General features: G+C 68.7%; 11 protein-coding genes. 5 read left to right on the top strand and 6 right to left on the bottom strand.

Annotated elements, in window-relative coordinates:
- Window positions 1-310 precede the first annotated feature (310 nt).
- Together ABD481_RS45455 and ABD481_RS45460 are read left to right on the top strand one after the other, a co-directional pair.
- Window positions 311-766 carry a YybH family protein gene (locus ABD481_RS45455; protein WP_344672169.1) on the top strand — a complete coding sequence of 152 codons (456 nt, stop codon included), beginning with the start codon at window positions 311-313 and terminating at the stop codon, window positions 764-766.
- 87 nt (window positions 767-853) lie between these two features.
- Window positions 854-1,363 carry a DUF6882 domain-containing protein gene (locus ABD481_RS45460; RefSeq protein ID WP_344672177.1) on the top strand — a complete coding sequence of 170 codons (510 nt, stop codon included), beginning with the start codon at window positions 854-856 and terminating at the stop codon, window positions 1,361-1,363.
- A gap of 368 nt (window positions 1,364-1,731) precedes the next feature.
- Here the strand turns inward: ABD481_RS45460 and ABD481_RS45465 are convergent, their stop codons facing one another.
- Window positions 1,732-3,066 carry a diacylglycerol/lipid kinase family protein gene (locus ABD481_RS45465; RefSeq protein ID WP_344672170.1) on the bottom strand — a complete coding sequence of 445 codons (1,335 nt, stop codon included), beginning with the start codon at window positions 3,064-3,066 and terminating at the stop codon, window positions 1,732-1,734.
- Window positions 3,067-3,267: 201 nt separating this feature from the next.
- Between ABD481_RS45465 and ABD481_RS45470 the strand changes: the two genes are divergently transcribed.
- Window positions 3,268-4,215: a hypothetical protein gene (locus ABD481_RS45470; protein ID WP_344672171.1), complete on the top strand. Its 948-nt coding sequence runs from the start codon at window positions 3,268-3,270 to the stop codon at window positions 4,213-4,215.
- 93 nt (window positions 4,216-4,308) lie between these two features.
- Here ABD481_RS45470 and ABD481_RS45475 read toward each other — a convergent pair whose 3' ends face one another.
- From ABD481_RS45475 to ABD481_RS45485, 3 genes are all read right to left on the bottom strand, one after another.
- Entirely contained in the window at window positions 4,309-6,084 is a 1,776-nt protein-coding gene (locus ABD481_RS45475; RefSeq protein WP_344672172.1) for a putative Ig domain-containing protein, read from the bottom strand.
- Window positions 6,085-6,287: 203 nt separating this feature from the next.
- Window positions 6,288-8,093, bottom strand: coding sequence for an ABC transporter ATP-binding protein (locus ABD481_RS45480; RefSeq protein ID WP_344672173.1), 1,806 nt, complete (start codon window positions 8,091-8,093; stop codon window positions 6,288-6,290).
- Entirely contained in the window at window positions 8,090-10,042 is a 1,953-nt protein-coding gene (locus tag ABD481_RS45485; RefSeq protein ID WP_344672174.1) for an ATP-binding cassette domain-containing protein, read from the bottom strand. Before ABD481_RS45485 ends, ABD481_RS45480 begins: the two co-directional genes overlap by 4 nt.
- Before the next feature lie 299 nt (window positions 10,043-10,341).
- On the opposite strand from ABD481_RS45485, the gene ABD481_RS45490 reads away from it, so the two are divergent.
- A complete protein-coding gene (locus ABD481_RS45490) occupies window positions 10,342-11,568 on the top strand; it encodes a low temperature requirement protein A (protein ID WP_344672175.1) in 1,227 nt (408 codons plus the stop codon).
- A gap of 1,163 nt (window positions 11,569-12,731) precedes the next feature.
- On the opposite strand, the gene ABD481_RS45495 is transcribed toward ABD481_RS45490, so the two are convergent.
- A complete protein-coding gene (locus tag ABD481_RS45495) occupies window positions 12,732-14,222 on the bottom strand; it encodes an MFS transporter (protein WP_344672178.1) in 1,491 nt (496 codons plus the stop codon).
- A 47-nt stretch (window positions 14,223-14,269) separates the two neighbouring features.
- Window positions 14,270-14,569 (bottom strand): hypothetical protein, encoded by a 300-nt coding sequence (locus tag ABD481_RS45500; protein ID WP_344672176.1) that lies wholly within the window; start codon window positions 14,567-14,569, stop codon window positions 14,270-14,272.
- 183 nt (window positions 14,570-14,752) lie between these two features.
- Between ABD481_RS45500 and ABD481_RS45505 the strand changes: the two genes are divergently transcribed.
- Window positions 14,753-15,865, top strand: coding sequence for a sigma-70 family RNA polymerase sigma factor (locus ABD481_RS45505; protein WP_425559431.1), 1,113 nt, complete (start codon window positions 14,753-14,755; stop codon window positions 15,863-15,865).
- Window positions 15,866-15,882: the final 17 nt, after the last annotated feature.

Consider the following 15,882-nt stretch of genomic DNA (forward strand, 5'->3'; position numbering starts at 1 on the left):
GGAGCAGGCGGGCCGCGCCGACCTTGCGGCGGCCCAGGTCCGAGCCGAGCACCGAGGCCAACACGATGATGTTCACGATCCAGATGCTGGCGTCCATGGTGGCCAACTCCCCTCTGAGCTGCTGTTTCTCTGCTTCGTTTCTTGCTGACAGTTAGAGATTCGCAGCTCGGCGGGTGGAATCGCTTCCACCCGGGGGTGGAAGGCGGGTGGAAGTGGGGTGGAAGTCGGTGGGGCGTCACAAAGGCGGGTGCTGTGTCGTCTCGGGTATGAGCGCCGCCGGGTGGCAGGCGTGTGGAGTTGGAGAGGACGGATGGCGATGGCCATGCAGCGCGAGTTGGACGAAGCCGCGATCAGGCAGCAGATCGGGAATGTCGTGGAGAGCATCCACGCCAAGGACCTTGACGGGCTGCGGCTGGTCTACGCGGAGGACGTGGTGTCGTTCGACGTGGAGCCGCCGTTGGAGCACGTCGGGGTCGAGGCGAAGTTGAAGAACTGGGGGCGGGTGTTCACGGTTTTTCGGGAGGTGGAGTACGAGGTGCGGAACCTGGTGCTGACCGTGGGGGACGAGGTGGCGTTCGCACGGCTCTTTGGGCGGCTGCACGGGACGTTGGCGAATGGGGCGGCGACGGAGGGGATGTGGGTGCGCGGGACGCTGTGTTTTCAGAAGCGGGCGGGGGGTTGGGTTGTGGTGCACGACCAGGCGTCGGTGCCGTTCGATGTGGTCAGCGGGAGGGGGGTGTCGGATCTTGAGCCGACGGAAGTGTAGGCGGGAAGCAGTGATTGTTTGGCAGACTGCTCCGACATGGGGATTTCCGATGAGGAACTGAGCACGATGATCGCGCAGGGCGAGGACATGATCGCCCAGCTGGGTGCGGTGCACGCCGGGGAGTGGGGGCTCGGCGGCGCCGACCGCTGGGATCTGGATCAGGAGAGCGGTCTGATCACGTGGACCTTTCCGGACAAGATCGCGACGGCGCCGGCGCAGATTCTGGGGAGCTATCACGTGGAGGCCGGGTCGTGGCGGTGGGCCTGGGCGAACGCGGGGATTCTGCCGGGGTTGAGCAGGGATTCGGTGAGGGTTCGGGAGTGGGGGGAGGAGAACGGGGTGGAGGCGCTTTTGGTGCCGGAGGTGGAGTGTGGTGTTGATGATGCGAACACGATGATTGCTTTGGCGTTTCGGGTTACGGGGGCTACGGGGTTTTACAAGGGGGGGAGTAGTGGGGCGGTGCCGATGATTACTTTTGGGGTGGTGACGTTGTGGTTTGAGGGTGGGGAGAGTCGGACTATGGAGATTGAGTGGGGGGGAGGGGGGGGGGGGGGGGGGGGGGGGGGGGGGGGGGGGGGGGGTTGTGGGGTGGGGTGATTTTTAAGGCTGAAGTCAAAGGCTTAAGAGCAAAGTCAAAAGCTGGGTAAGGCAGGCGCCTCCGGCGAGGGCCTCAGATCCCTCGGGGAACTGGCGCCAGTCCATAGGTCGGTACATTCAGGGCCCTGCGCTGGCGGTTTGTGAGGTGGGGGTTCGTTCCCCTCGGTCCCGTCGGCAGCCCTACGGGTACAGCGCCGCCGCCCGGGTGTAAAGTCCATGCGCTTGCTTTTGAGGTGTTGGCTGCGGTTGCGTACAGCGTGAACTTGACACCCGGTCGGCGGCACTGTAGGCAAAGCCCTGCCGACGTGACCGAGGGGAACGAACCAAAAACCCGGGCGGGGTATTGAAGGTCTCGGGGGCGGTGCGTTTTAGTCGGCGCCGAAGCGGCCGAAGGCAAGGTTGCCGATGGCGCGCCAGTCTATTTTGACTGGTTCGGGTGGGGGGCCTGGGCGGTTGCGGGGGACGCGGACGCGGAGGACGCCGGGGTGCAGGACGCAGATGACTGGGGTGGGGAGGTCGAGGGCTTCGCCGTCCACTGCTACCGGGATGGTGTCGGCGTCGGCTTCGACGCGGACTTCGTGGGCGGTGCGGACGGTGATGGCGTTGGAGCGGGTGCCCAGGACGGCCAGTTCGGCGGCGGCTTTGGAGCCGTCGACGTGGATGGCCACTACGCCGAGGACGCCTCGGTCCAGGCGGGGGCGTCGGCCGCCGCCGAGGGTCTCGGTCTCGGCGTAGGGGTTGTTGGTCACGAGGAGTACTTGGGGTGGGGGTACGGGTTCGCCGTCGGCTTGGGCTGTGAGGGGAGGGTCGTCGCTGTTCTGGTCGAGCAGGTCCGGCAGTTTGTTGAGCATCGTTTCGGACTTCGAGTCGCGGTATTCGGGGCTTTGCACGATCTGGGCGTAGGCGCCGAAGGAGGCGGTGTTGACGAACGGGCGGTCGGCGACGGTGGCCAGGTCGATGCGGAGGTCCTCGCCGTCGCGGAGGGCGTCCAGGCATTTTGAGGGGTCGTCGCGGTCCAGGCCGAGGTCCATCGCGAAGTGGTTGCGGGTGCCGGCGGAGATGACGAGGAAGGGCAGGTTGTGCTCTGCCGCCACGGCGGCGACCAGGGCTTGGGTTCCGTCGCCGCCGGCCACGCCGAGGAGGTCGGCGCCGTCTTTCACGGCTTGGCGGGCGATCGCTGCCACGTCTTGGGATTGGGACACGTCGAGGAGGACGACCTCGGCGCCGAGGGCTTTGGCCTTGGCGACCAGGTCGAACTCCTCCACTTTTCCGCCGCCGGACTTGGGGTTCATGATCAGTACGGCGTGGTGCGGGGGTGTTGCCGGGGTGCCTTCGGCTACGGCGTTGCGGCGGGCGGCGGCGGTGCGGAGGGCGCTGCGGGCGCAGACCACGCCGAGGGTCCACAGGGCCAGCATCACGATGCCGTCGAACCAGACGCCTCGGTGGGCGTAGAGGACGATCATCGCGACGGGTGCCGCGACGGCTATCGCCGCGCCGATCCAGCGGATGGGGCCTCGGCGGGAGACGACCCACCAGGCGCCGACGCCGGCCAGGATCACGGTGGCCACGCCGACGGCGAGCAGCTGGAGGCCCTCGTGGAGGAGGACGACGGCCACGAGGTAGACGAGCGAGGCGGCGGCGCACACCACGGCCAGCTGCGCGAGGGTGCGGGCCCGGCGGTCATGCTTGGTGTCGGCGGCCATGGGCACAGGATGCGTTGTCGGGGGGTGCTTCGCACGCTGGGCCGGAGCATTTGGGGCGGGTGCCGCCCGATCGTTTGAGCGACTGGGCATGATCGCGTTGGTGAGTAGCCGTCGGATTGTGCGGATGACGGCACGCTGTGGAAACCCGCGGTCTTTCCGACGTCTTCCCGCGCGCCTGACGTGCGCCCATACTGGACTGCCGTGGAGCAGAGCCGATCGCGCACCCTGGAGCAGGAGTTGGCGCGGGCGCTGCGGACCGGCCCCTTCTCCGCCGTCCTGCACCTGGCCATCGAGGCCAGTGGTCTGACCTTGGAGGAGGTGCGGGCCCGCCTTGTCGGCCAGGGCGCCCATGTCTCGTTGGCGTCCCTGAGCTACTGGCGTCGCGGCCGCAGTCGGCCGGAGCGGGCGGAGTCGCTGCGGGTGGTGCACGCCCTGGAGCAGGTTCTCGACCTGCCGGTCGACGCCCTGATCTCGCAGCTCGGGCCCCGGCGTCCGCGCGGCAGGTGGCTGAGCCGGCCGCTGGGCACGCTGGACCCCACCGCCGCGTGGAACGCGGACACCGGGCTCGGGGAGCTGCTCGACGAGGTGGCGCCGGTCCACAGCGGGGTCGCGCGGCTGGCGATCCACGACCTGTACCTGGTCGGCCCGGATCGCGAGGAGGTGCTGGTGTCGACGCGGATGGTCGTGCGCTCGCACGTGGACCGGGTCAGCCGGATGCCGGTGATGTACCGGCAGTACGAGCCGGACGGGCGGCCGCCGCCGGTGGTGCGCGCGGTGCGTGGCTGCCGGTTCGGCCGCCTGCGCTCGGACCCGGACAGCGGGTTCCTGGTCGGGGAGCTGGTGCTGGACCGGGTCCTGGGCGTCGGGGAGACCGCCGTGGTGGAGTGGGAGGCCACCGGGGTGTCCCAGCCCGGGGTGGACACCGACTTCTACCACCGGGTGTTCCCGGCGCACGTCGGCGAGTACCTGCTCCAGGTGCAGTTCTCGCCGGAAGCGTTCCCGGCCCGGTGTTGCAGCTACACCCGGCGGACCGAGACGGCGCCGGACCGGTCCACGCAGGACGTGTGGGTCGGCACCACCGGGCTGGCGCACGTCGTGGCGCTCGATGTGCAGCCGGGGCTGGTCGGCCTGCGGTGGGAGTGGGGCTGAGCCGGGAGGTCCCCGGGGCCTGGGCCCCGGGGACCGATGACGCGGCCCGGTTGTCAGGATCGCGGAATCAGAACCCGAACAGATACATCGGGATCAGAACCCGTACACCTGGTAGCTGAAGGTCGTGGACCCCGATCCGCCCCCGGAATCGGTGGCGGTGACCTTCACCTGGTACGTGCCGCCGACGGTCGGCACGCCGCTGAGCCGGCCGGAGGAGCTGACCGTCACCCCCGGCGGCAGACCGGTCGCCTTGAACGTCACCGGCAGGCCCTTGCTGTCGGAGGCCTGGAGCTGCACGGTGGCGCCGAACAGGTTGATGTAGCCGAACTGGTTGCCGGGGTTGGCGACGGTGACCGTCCCGCCGCCGCCGGAGCCGTTGACGGTCAGCGAGTAGGTCGCCGAGTGCGTGGTGCTCCCGGCGGTGCCGGTGACCGTCACCGAGTATGTGCCCGGCGGCGTGGAGGACGAGGTGGCGACGGTCAGCGTGGAGGAGTTGCCGGCTGTCACGGAGGTGGGGCTGAAGCTGGCGCTCGCCCCCGAGGGCAGCCCGGCGGCGGAGAACTGGACTGTCACCGCCGAGCCCGAGGTCACCGACGTGGACACGGTGGCCGAGGCCGACTGGCCCGGGTTCACGCTGCCCGAGGTCGGGCTCAGCGCGACCGAGAAGTCGTTGGTCGGCGGCGGCTGCGAGCCGCCCTTGACGAAGCCCGCGGTGCCGTTGGGGGTGCCCAGCCCGGTGGGGCCGTCCCAGCCGGTGCCCGCGGTGCAGATCACGGTGCCGCAGGAGCCGTTGCTGCCGGAGGTGACGTCGTTGAAGCCGGAGGCGTTGCCGTAGGGGTAGGCGACGGCGTTGTCGCCCGACGCGGCGGCGCCGGCCAGCGCCCAGATCGAGGTGATGATCGGCGTGGACAGTGACGTCCCGCCGTACTGCGCCCACCCGGACTGGCCGTACGTGTCGTAGATGGCGATACCGGTGTTCGGGTCGCCGACCGCTGAGACGTCGGAGGTCGCCCGCTTCGAGCAGGAGGTGCTCACGCTGCTCTGGAACGAGGGCTTGGCGAACAGCGAGGAGCAGCCGGAACCGCCCTTGCTCCAGGCCGACTCCGACCAGCCGCGCGAGTTCGAGGACTTGTTCAGCGAGGTGCCGCCGATCGCCACCACCGAGGGGAAGGTGGCCGGGAACTGCGCGCTGCTGCCCGACATGCTGCCGTTGTCACCGGTGGCCGCCGTGATGACGACGCCCGCGTGGTTGTAGTGCGAGTCCAGCCCGGAGCTGAAGTCGCTCTCGGAGTCCGAGTAGCTGTTGGAGACGAACTTCGCCCCCAGCCGCACAGCCTCGTCGACGGCGGTCGCCAGGTTGTTGTCGTCGTTGGTGCTCGCCTCGACCAGCAGGATCTTGCAGCCCGGGCAGGTGGCGCTCACCGCGTCCAGGTCCAGCGAGATCTCCGCGCCCCAGCCGCTGTCGCCGCTGGGGTAGTTGGTCCCTCCGTTCTGGTCCACTTTCTTGAAGCAGCCGTTCGAGGTCGTGCAGGCGCTCAGCCCGTACTGCGAACGGTAGGTCGCCAGGTCCGACTCGGCGTTGGGATCGTCGAACGCGTCGACGATCGCCACGGTCTGCCCGCTGCCGGGATTCGACCCCAGCTTGTAGGCGGATTGGATGTCGCTGGGCCCGTAGCCGCTGGGCGCGGCCGGGGTGGCCGCCGGGTTCGCGTACTGGATGGCATTGCAGTGCGCGTGCCCCGCCGACGCGGTCGCACAGCTCGCCGCCACCAGCGTCGGCGTGCCGGCAGCCGACGCCGGGGCGGCGTAGACCGCGCCCGCGATGAGGGCGGCTGTTACCGCCAGACCTGATCCGGTTATTCGTTTCACTGCCACTCCTGTCATGGGTGGAACACCGCGTGGGGCGGTGTAGGACCGATGGCTCGCAGCAGAGACTCGGGGGTCGGGGGGTCTTCGGGACAGAGCGGTTCACAGTTTTGGCGAGGTGGGGCGCCAAAACTGTGAACGGCATTGAAACGATCAGTTCCGGAAAATGATCAGAGCTCTGGGAAAGGATCAGCTGTGAGGAAGGATCAGCTCTGATACGCCCTGGCCTGCGTCGCGTACAGCTCCGCGTACCGGCCGCCGGAATCGAGCAACTCCTGGTGGCTGCCCGATTCCACGATGCCGCCGTCGGCGATGACGATGACGTGGTCGGCCATGCTGACTGTCGAGAACCGGTGCGACACCAGCACGGTCACCGCGCCGGTCCGGGCCGCGGCGGCGCGCGCGTGGCGGGCGAAGTTCTCGAACAGATCGTGCTCGGCCTGCGGATCCAGGGCGGCGGTGGGCTCGTCGAGGATCAGCAGAAGGGGAGCGGTGCGCATCATGCCGCGCGCCAGTGCCAGCCGCTGCCACTGGCCGCCGGACAGGTCGACGCCGCCGAACAGGGTGCCCAGCTGCGTGTCGAGTCCGGCGCTCAGACTGTTGACGAGGTCGGCGGCGCCGGCGGCGGTGACTGCGTGGTCGATGGCGGCGGTGTCGTCGAGGGCTGATAGGTCGCCCACGCCTATGGTCTCGCGGACCAGCAGCTGGAGTCGTGCGAAGTCCTGGAATACGCCGCAGGAGGCTGCGGCCCATGTGTGTGGGTCGATGTCGGTCAGGGGCTGGTCGTCGACGACGATTCGGCCGGAGCCGGGTCGGTACAGTCCGGTCAGCAGCTTGACCAAGGTGGACTTGCCGGCGCCGTTGATGCCGACGAGGCCGACGACGGAGCCGGCCGGGAGGTGGGTGCTTATGGTGCGTAGGACCGGGGTGTCGGAGTTCGGGTAGGTGAAGGTGATGTTTTCGAGGGTGATGCCGGAGGTTAGGTGGGCGGGTGCGGGGGTCAGTTCTCTGGTATCAGAGTTCTGGGCGTAACTTCGGAGCCAGCGATAGTGCTCGGCGATCCGTCCGGCTTCGGCTGACTGCCGGTAGTTCTCGCGCAGCGCGCCCAGCTGCCATCGGAGCTGGGCCGACAGCGATACCACCAGCACCAGTGCGCCGATTCCGATCCGGCCGTCGATGACCTGACGGGCCACCAATGCCAACGCGCCGCCCAGGCCGAGTGCGTAGCACAGCCATCCGGCCGCCTCCAGCGCGGCGCTTTTCATCAGTACTTTGTGATGGGCTCCGGTCACGTCGGCCCATAGTTCGTCGGCGCGCGCCGACAGGGTCTGCCCGGCCCCACTGATCCGGATCTCCTTGGCCGCCGCCGGATCCAGCACGAGGGCGTTCAGTTCCGATTCCAGCCGGGTCACCTCCGCGGTCTCGTCGGTGACGCGTCGCATCGCCGTCTGCGCGCGTCCCGCGACCAGCAGCAGCGGGAGGGTGGTCAGGCCGAGCAGCAGCAGCGCCGGGTGGACCAGTGCGAGCAGCCACAGGCTCAGCCCCAGCATGGCCGCGCACACCGCGGTCGCGGTGACGGCCCGCGTCCACGACGCCAGCGCGCCGCTGCCCTTCGCGGCGAGGAACACCCGGTCGAGGTAGTCGGACCGCTCCAGGTGCTCGATCGTGGGGACGTGCGCGGCGTGGCCCAGGATCTCCTCGGAGAGTTCCACCTCCACCTTCTGCGCCAGCCCCACGGCCACGTTCGCGGCCACGCGCGTGGAGATGGTCGACGCCGCCTGGGCGAACGCGGCCACCGCCACCGGGATCAGCAGCCAGGTCAGGCCGCCGTCCCGGGGGTGGCTCCGCAGGCCGTCGATCACCCACCGCTGGCTCTGGGCGATTCCGGCGCTGCCGAAGACGACGACGATGTGCATCAGCAGCGTCGTGATCGTCGCGCCCCGGCTGACGCGCCAGGCCAGGCCGTTCAGATGCCGCAGCAACGCAAGGTTCTGTCTTATGCGCCGACTCATGTCTCCGCCCTCGCGAATCGTGCTGCCTGCAAGCGGAACAGCGCGGCGTAGCCGCCGTCCACGGCCATCAGTTCCTCGTGGGTGCCGGATTCGCTGATCCGCCCGCCGTCCAGCACCACGATCCGGTCGGCGCCCCGGACGTTCGACAGCCGGTGCGAGATCAGCACGATCGAGGCGTCCGGCGCGCCCGCCGCCACCCGCTCGTTGAACTCCTGCTCGGCCTCCACGTCCAGGTGCGCGGTCGGCTCGTCGAGCACGAGCAGCGCCCGGCCGTGCGCCGCCGCGAACAACGCGCGGGCGATAGCCAGCTTCTGCCACTGGCCGCCGGACAGGTCGACGCCGTGCTCGCCGCCGCGCCACAGGGTGGTGGCGACGCCGTCGGGGAGGGCGGCTACGACGTTCGCTGCTCCGGCGGCTTCGAGGGCTGCGGTTATGCCGGTGGCGTCGCTGATGTGTTTGGGTGCTGACAGGGCGACGTTGTCGCCGACTGTCGTGCCGTAGTGGACGAAGTCTTGGAACAGCGCGGTGATGCGGGTGCGCCAGGCCGAGAGGTCCAGCTCGCGCAGGTCGACGCCGTCGACGGTGATGCGGCCGGAGTCGGGGTGGTGCAGCCCGGCCAGCAGTTTGATGAGGGTGGTCTTGCCCGCGCCGTTGACGCCGACGATGGCGAGGGTGCGGCCGGGGGTGATCTCCAGGTCGAGGTCGTGCAGGACTGGGTGGTTGGCGCCTCGGTAGGTGAAGGTGACGTTTTCGAAGCGGACTGTGGGGGGCTGGTTTGGTGCTGGGGGCTGGTCGAGGGGTGGGGTGGTGGTGGCAGTTGCGGTGGCGGCGATGGCTGTGGCTGTGGCGGCGATGGCTGTGGCTGTGGCTGTGGCGGTCGGGTTCGATGCTGTCTGCGGACTGGGCGTCGTGCCGTGCCGGGCGACCACCCGGTCCAGGGCCCGGACCGTGGCCAATCCGTAGTCGATCTCGAACGCCTCCGGGGTCAGCGAGCACAGGTCCATCACCGCCCACGCCGCGACCACGCAGCGCGCCACTGTCGCAGGACTCTGTCCCGACGATCCGAGCACCAGCAGGGTCACGGCCGCACTGAGCGCGGCGATCGCGAACGTCGGTCCCTGTCGTCGCAACACGAACGACCGGACCTCCCACGACGGCCGCCGGGCTGTCAGCTGGGCGTCGCGATACCGCGCCAGCAGCCAGTCCGCCAGCCCGAACAGCCGCACGTCCTTCGCGGCGCCGGCTCCGGTCAACAGCCCGGCGAAGTACTGGCCTTTGCGGTACTCGCCCATGCGGCTGTCGTCCTTCGCCGCCATCCACATCCACTGGCGGCGGGTCAGCATCCGCATCGTCAGCGACAGGGCGAGCAGTCCGATGCCGAGCAGTGGGAAGTGGATCGCCACCACGATGGCTGCGGCGATGCCGGTGAGGACCCGGAAGGTCAGCGTCAGCTGGCCGACCGCGGCGTTGCCCGGGGAGCGGGTTCGCCATCCGATGCCGAGGTCCACGGCGCGCTCCACGTCCTCCCGGAACCGGGGATCGTCGAGGTGGTCGATCCCCTCGGGTGCCAGGGCCAGCCTCCGCACCAGCGTCCGCACCGCGCCGTCGACCCGCCGGGCCGCCACCGCGCCGGGCACCACGCGCACCACTTGCGCCCAGCGGTCGGCGAGCACCACGGTCGCCACCGCGAGCAGCGGTGCGAGCACGTCCGCGAACCGGTGGGCCCGCGCGACCGTCCCGACCAGCCACCCGGTGGCCACCGCCCCGAGCGAGATGGCGGCCACGCCGGCGGTCTCGGCGCCGATCAGCGCCGAGAGTGTGGCGGGCCCGGCGTGGCGGAGGAGGCGCAGTAGCCGTATTCGCTCGGTGGTGATCCGGCGCAGCTCCGAGGGGCGGAACGCGCCCAGTGCGAAACGCGGATCGACCAGGCTTTCGGGGCTCTCGATCACCCGCGAAGGATAGGCGTTGGGGGTGGGGAGGGTGGTGGATTTTTATGTCGGATATGGGGGTGTGTGTGGGGCTCCGCGGGTGTTCGGTGCGGGGTTGGCCGGGCTGGCACTGGCTGGCACTGGCTGGCACGGGTCGGCACGGGGTTCCCGGGGCAGCCCAGGGTCCGTACCAGGGCTCTCGACTGGCTCGGCGCGGCCTCGGACGGGGGCACTGTGGGAAGCGGATTCGCTACTGGCCTTGCGATCCCTTGATTCCCTGACCCTGTGATTCCGTGATCCTGTGATCCCGAGGAGCCGCGATGACGACCACCGACCACCGGCTCCGCCCCCTCGCCGGCCGTGATCCGCAGGAGCAGTACCGTTCCTCGACGCCGCTGGAGTTGCTCTACGACCTGGTCTTCGTCGTCGCCTTCGCGACGGCGGCCGAGCAGGCGGCGCACTACTTGGTCGAGCGGCATGTCGGGACGGCGCTCGCCGGTTTCCTGACCGCCGTGACCGCCATCGTGGTGGCCTGGACCGACTACTCGTGGTTCACCTCGGCCTTCGACAACGACGACTGGGTGTTCCGCATCGCCACCATGGTGCAGATGGTCGGCGTCGTCGTGGTGTCGCTCGGCGTCGAGGACATGTTCGCCTCGGTCGACGCCGGGGGAGCGGTTGACGTCAAGGTGATGGCCCTCGGCTACATCGTGATGCGGCTGTCGATGGTCTCGCTGTGGTGGCGGGCGCACCGCGACGCCCCGGAGGCGGTGATGGCACGCGTCCACATCACCAGCATCGGCGTAGCCCAGCTCGGCTGGACCGTACTGGCCTTCGCCGGACTGCCGCTGTCAACCTTCGTCCTCACCGGCTCCGGCTTCCTACTCCTCGACGTCTTCGGCCCCTGGCTCGCCGAGCGGAAGAAGCCAACGCCCTGGCACGCGCGGCACATCGCTGAGCGCTACGGTCTTATTATCCTGGTCACCTTCGGCGAGGGCGTGTTCGGCACCGTGGCAGCGCTCAACGCACTGGTGCATGCTCAACACGGCTGGACCGCCGACGCGGTGCTGCTGGCCGTCTCCGGCATCGGGCTGACGTTCGGCATGTGGTGGATGTACTTCGCGGCACCGTGGGGAGAGGTGCTGGAACGACATCGGGAGCGGTCAGCGGTGTGGAGTGTGAACCACTTTCTGCTCCTGTCCGCCACGGCCGCGACGGGGGCTGGTCTACATGCGGCAGCGTCGTTGCTTCAGGGACAGAGCACGCTTGGCAGGGCTGGGACCGTTGCGGCGGTTGCGGTTCCGATTGCGGTCTACGTCGGGGCTGTCTACACGCTTGGGTGGGTCTTCCTGCGCAAGACGGATTCTGTGCACTGCTTGCTGCTGGCGGGTACTGCGGTGGTGTTGGCGTTGGCGGTGGCGCTCGCGGCCGGTGGGGTCGGGATCGCGTGGTGTTTGGTGGTATTGATGGGGGCGCCGGTGATTTCGGTTGTTGGGCACGAGACGGTGGGGAAGCGGCATGTGGCTGATGCGGTGAGTGGGAGGTAGGGGGTGAGGGGGTGAGGGGGTGGGGTGTAGGAGCTTGGTGTGTACGTGTATGTCAATGTGTGTGGATTAAAAATCAAAGTCAAGAGCTGGGTAAGGCAGGCGCCTCCGGCGAGGGCCTCTGATCCCTCGGAGAACTGGCGCTGCTCCATAGGTGGGTCTGGTCAGTCTCTGCGCTGGCGGTTGGTGGGGTGGGGGTTTGTTCCCCTCGCTCACGTCGGCAGCCCTACGGGTACAGCACCGCCGCCCAGGTATCAAGTCCATGCCGCTGCGGTGATGGTTGTTGGGCTGCGGTTGGGCATGCATGAACTTGACACCTGGTCGGCGGTACTGTAGGCAAAACCCTGCCGACGTGACCGAGGAGAACAAACCAAAACCCAGGGAGAGGACTGAAGGATCCGGGGGCAGTGGGCGGCCACTTCAGCCATCCGGCCGCCGGTCGAGCAAACCTTCGGCCGCTGGAGAGCGAGTCTTCGACCGCCCGGCGAGGCAGGTCTTTGGCTTCCCATGCGACAGAGTCTTCGGCCGCCCAGTAAGGCAAGTCTTCAGCAGTCAGTGCGGCACATGTCTTTGACCGCTGGCGAGGCACTCCTCCGGCCGCCGGTGAGGCAAGTATTTGGGGCGCTGGTGCCGGGGAGTCCTTCAGGTGTCCGCCGCTTTTGCTTTGAACCTTCCCGGCGGCCGTAGTCGGCGAGGCGCCCAGCCCTCTCCCCAGTGATTGTCAGCTCTCTCCCTGGGGTTTTGGTTTGTTCTCCTCGGTCACGTCGGCAGGGCTCTGCCTACAGTACCGCCGACCAGGTGTCAAGTTCATGCACACCCAACCGCAGCGCTAGAACAACAAGGTTCCGGCATGGACTTGATACCTGGGCGGCGGTGCTGTACCCGTAGGGCTGCCGACGTGAGCGAGGGGAACAAACCCCCACCTCACCAACCGCCAGCGCAGGGACTAGCCGGGCCCACCTATGGAGCAGCGCCAGTTCTCCGAGGGATCAGAGGTCCCCGCTGGAGGCGCCTGCTCTTGATTTTCCCAGCTCTTGACCTTCACTCACCCCATCTATCACTCACCACCCAATCAATCCCGGGACGGCGTCGAGTGCTGTCCCGGGATCCCACGGTGTTTGCTTCGCCTACTGCCGCCTACCACCCCTCGCACAGGGTCGTGCGAATCACACAGGATCGTACGAAGGTTCCAAATCAAGCTGGTGGCGGCTCTCCGACTCGGCCACAGGCTCCTCGCCGCCGCCACGCGTGTTGGAGGCGCGCAGTGCAATGGCGGCGGCCACCACCAGACACAGAGCGCTGGTCAGCAGCGCCCTCTGGAATCCGGCAGTGAGTGCCTCCGGTACCGGGGTGTGGAGGGCCAACAAGTGGTTGGTCCGGCTGGTCGCGATGCCCGTGAAGGCTGCCAGCCCGAGCGCGGACCCGAGTTGGAACGAGGTGGTGATCAGAGCGGCTGCCAACCCGGCCTGGTCCTCCGGTACGCCCGCGTTCGCGGCGGTCTGCACCCCGGCGTAGAGCAACCCCAACCCAGTCCCCATGATCACCAGTGGGGCGAGCAGGTTGGTGAGGTAGCTGCCGTCGACCGGTATGCGGGAGAGCCATAGGATGCCGCCGGCCGCGAGCAGTGAGCCGGAGACGATGATCGGGCGGGTGCCTGTCCGGACGAACATCTTCGTTGCCAGTGTTGAGCCGACTCCGATGCCGACGCTGGTCGGTACGTAGGAGAGCCCGGACTCCAGCTGCGAGTAGCCCAGGACGTTCTGCATGTACAGGGTGACGAAGAAGAACATCGAGTAGAACCCAGCCCAGGCGATCACCTGGGTGGCGTCGGCTGCAGCCAGGCCCTTGATCCGGAAGATGGACAGAGGTATGAGTGGACGGTCACGCCACTGCTCGTTGATGAGGAAACCAGCCATCAGCACCGCTGAGCCGACCAGCCCCCCGACCGTACGGCCCGCGCTCCAGCCCGCGTCCGGGGCCTTCACCAGGGTGTAGATCAGCAGCAGCATGGCGGCGGTGACCAGGACCGCGCCGATGGCGTCGAAACCACCCGGCGCGGAGCGATCGTGGTCGGCCTCCAGGATGCGGAAGGCGCCGAGCAGTACCAGTGCGCACAGCGGCAGGTTCACGAAGAACACCCATCGCCAGCCGAACTCCTCGGTGAGGACTCCACCGATCAGTAGACCGGCCGCCGAGGCCAGTCCGCTGATCCCGGCCCACGCCCCCAGCGCCTTGTGCCGGTCGGAACCGTGGAAGGTGGTGGTCAACACAGCCAACGCGGCAGGGGACATCATCGCCGCCCCGAAGCCCTGCGCCAGCCGGGCGCCGACCAGCAGCCCTTGGTTGTCGGCCAACCCGCAGGCCAGTGAGGAGAGCGCGAACAGCGTGGTTCCGGCCACCAGCAGCCGCCGCCGACCGAGCAGGTCACCGGCCCGGCCGCCCAGCAGTAGGAACCCGCCGTAGGTGATGAGGTAGCCGCTGATCACCCATTGCAGGTTCTGCACCGAGAAGCCCAGGTGAGCGCGGATGGTCGGCAGCGCGACGTTGACGATCGAGCCGTCCATGACGTCCAGGAACGTCACCGCGCACAGCAGCGCCAGCGTGAGCTTGCCGCGCCTGGTCGCCAGGAATGACTCCAACTCCAACTCCAACTCCAACCCCTGCGATGGTGCGTCGTCGCGCGCCGCGCTCTCAGCGTGGTTGCTCACACCCCACCCACTTCCATCACCGGGCCGACCTCGACCCCGCCACCGACCCGCAGCACCGGGCAGTCCTTGGCCAGCGCCAGCGCACCGTCCAAGTCGTCGGCGGACACCACCGAGTAGGCGACCATCCGCGACTCGCCGCCGCCGACCTCGCCGAGCGAGGCGTACTCCGTCACCGCGTTGCCGACGTCGACCAGCGCGGAGCCCAGCGCCCCGAACCACGCCCGCCACTCGCCGGGAGTCTCGGCATTGGGACGGTAGTCGGCGGGCACGCGGAAGGAGAAAACGTAGTTGGTCATGATCTGTAGTCCTGTCGTTGTCGGATCCGCAGCGCGCCCCGGGCGGGGAGCGCCTCCAACCGGGTAGACGCCGCCCTCTGCACGGATTGGGCGCCGTGGCTCCGCCCAATTCGGCGACCCATCGGCGTCTGCATGGATAAGCGAGCCGAACGCGCCCCGCGGAAAGAAGAAAGGCGAGGATGCATGCCCATGGAGATGGACACGGAGCCGAACACGGACACGGACACGGGCACGGAGACGAACACGAAGGACCTGATCGCCCGCGCCCGGTCCGGCGACCAAAACGCGTTCCGCGACCTGGTTCAGGGCCACTCCCACGAGTTGCAGGTCCACTGCTACCGCATCCTGGGATCCCTGCAGGACGCGGAGGACGCACTCCAGGAGACCCTCGTGTCGGCCTGGCGTAACCTCGGCGAGTTCGGCGGACGGTCCTCACTGCGGACCTGGCTCTACAAGATCGCGACCAACCGGTGTCTGAGCATGCTGCGAGCCGACAGCCGCCGCCCCCGCATCGCGGCGCTGCCACCCGAGGCCGGCTTGCTCGAACCCACGAGCGCCGGCGACGCGCCGCCGTGGCTGGAGCCCTACCCCGACGTGCTGCTGGACCACCTCGTCGACCAGCGCCCCGGGCCGGAGGCTCGCTATGAGAGTTCTGAGGCGATCTCGCTCGCGTTCATCATCGCCCTGCAACTTCTACCGCCGCGGCAACGCGCTGTGTTGGTCCTCCGCGACGTCCTCGGCTACCACGCCTCCGAGGTCGCCCAGATGCTCGACTCGACGCAGGAATCGGTGCAGAGCGCGCTCAAGCGGGCCCGCGCCACGGTCGACAACCATCTCACCGCCCCGAGCACGAGCCGGACCGCACGCCAGCAGCCCGCCGCCACCAGCACCGCCGCCACCTCCGCTGCCTCCACCTCCACCGAGCAGCGCCTCGTCGCCCGCTTCACCGACGCCCTGGAACGCGCCGACCTGGCAGCCCTGATCGACCTACTGGTCACCGACGTGCGACTCTCCATGCCCCCGGCCATGCTCGAATACCGCGGCATCGAATCGGCCGAGCGCATCCTCGCCGAAGTCACCTTCCGCCCTGGTCGCAGCTACCGCGTGGTGCCCACCCGGGCCAACGGCCAGCCCGCCATCGGCCTCTACCTGGCCGACCCCCACGCGGACGTCCACCGCGCCTACTGTCTCCTGGTCATCACCACCGCCGGCGACCAGATCACCGCAATCACCAGCTTCACCACGAACGTCATGGCCCGATTCGGGCTGCCCCGGACGCTCCCCGAGACCGACTGACCCCCACCCCCACCCCC

The sequence above is a fragment of the Catenulispora yoronensis genome (genome assembly GCF_039531695.1).
GTDB classification, from domain to species: domain Bacteria; phylum Actinomycetota; class Actinomycetes; order Streptomycetales; family Catenulisporaceae; genus Catenulispora; species Catenulispora yoronensis.

Excerpts from the sequence above, each read along its gene's own strand:
- ABD481_RS45455 (WP_344672169.1), top strand. The coding sequence starts at position 311 with ATGGCGATGGCCATGCAGCGCGAGTTGGACGAAGCCGCGATCAGGCAG.
- ABD481_RS45460 (WP_344672177.1), top strand. The coding sequence starts at position 854 with ATGATCGCCCAGCTGGGTGCGGTGCACGCCGGGGAGTGGGGGCTCGGC.
- ABD481_RS45465 (WP_344672170.1), bottom strand. The coding sequence starts at position 3,066 with ATGGCCGCCGACACCAAGCATGACCGCCGGGCCCGCACCCTCGCGCAG.
- ABD481_RS45480 (WP_344672173.1), bottom strand. The coding sequence starts at position 8,093 with ATGAGTCGGCGCATAAGACAGAACCTTGCGTTGCTGCGGCATCTGAAC.
- ABD481_RS45490 (WP_344672175.1), top strand. The coding sequence starts at position 10,342 with ATGACGACCACCGACCACCGGCTCCGCCCCCTCGCCGGCCGTGATCCG.
- ABD481_RS45500 (WP_344672176.1), bottom strand. The coding sequence starts at position 14,569 with ATGACCAACTACGTTTTCTCCTTCCGCGTGCCCGCCGACTACCGTCCC.
- ABD481_RS45505 (WP_425559431.1), top strand. The coding sequence starts at position 14,753 with ATGCCCATGGAGATGGACACGGAGCCGAACACGGACACGGACACGGGC.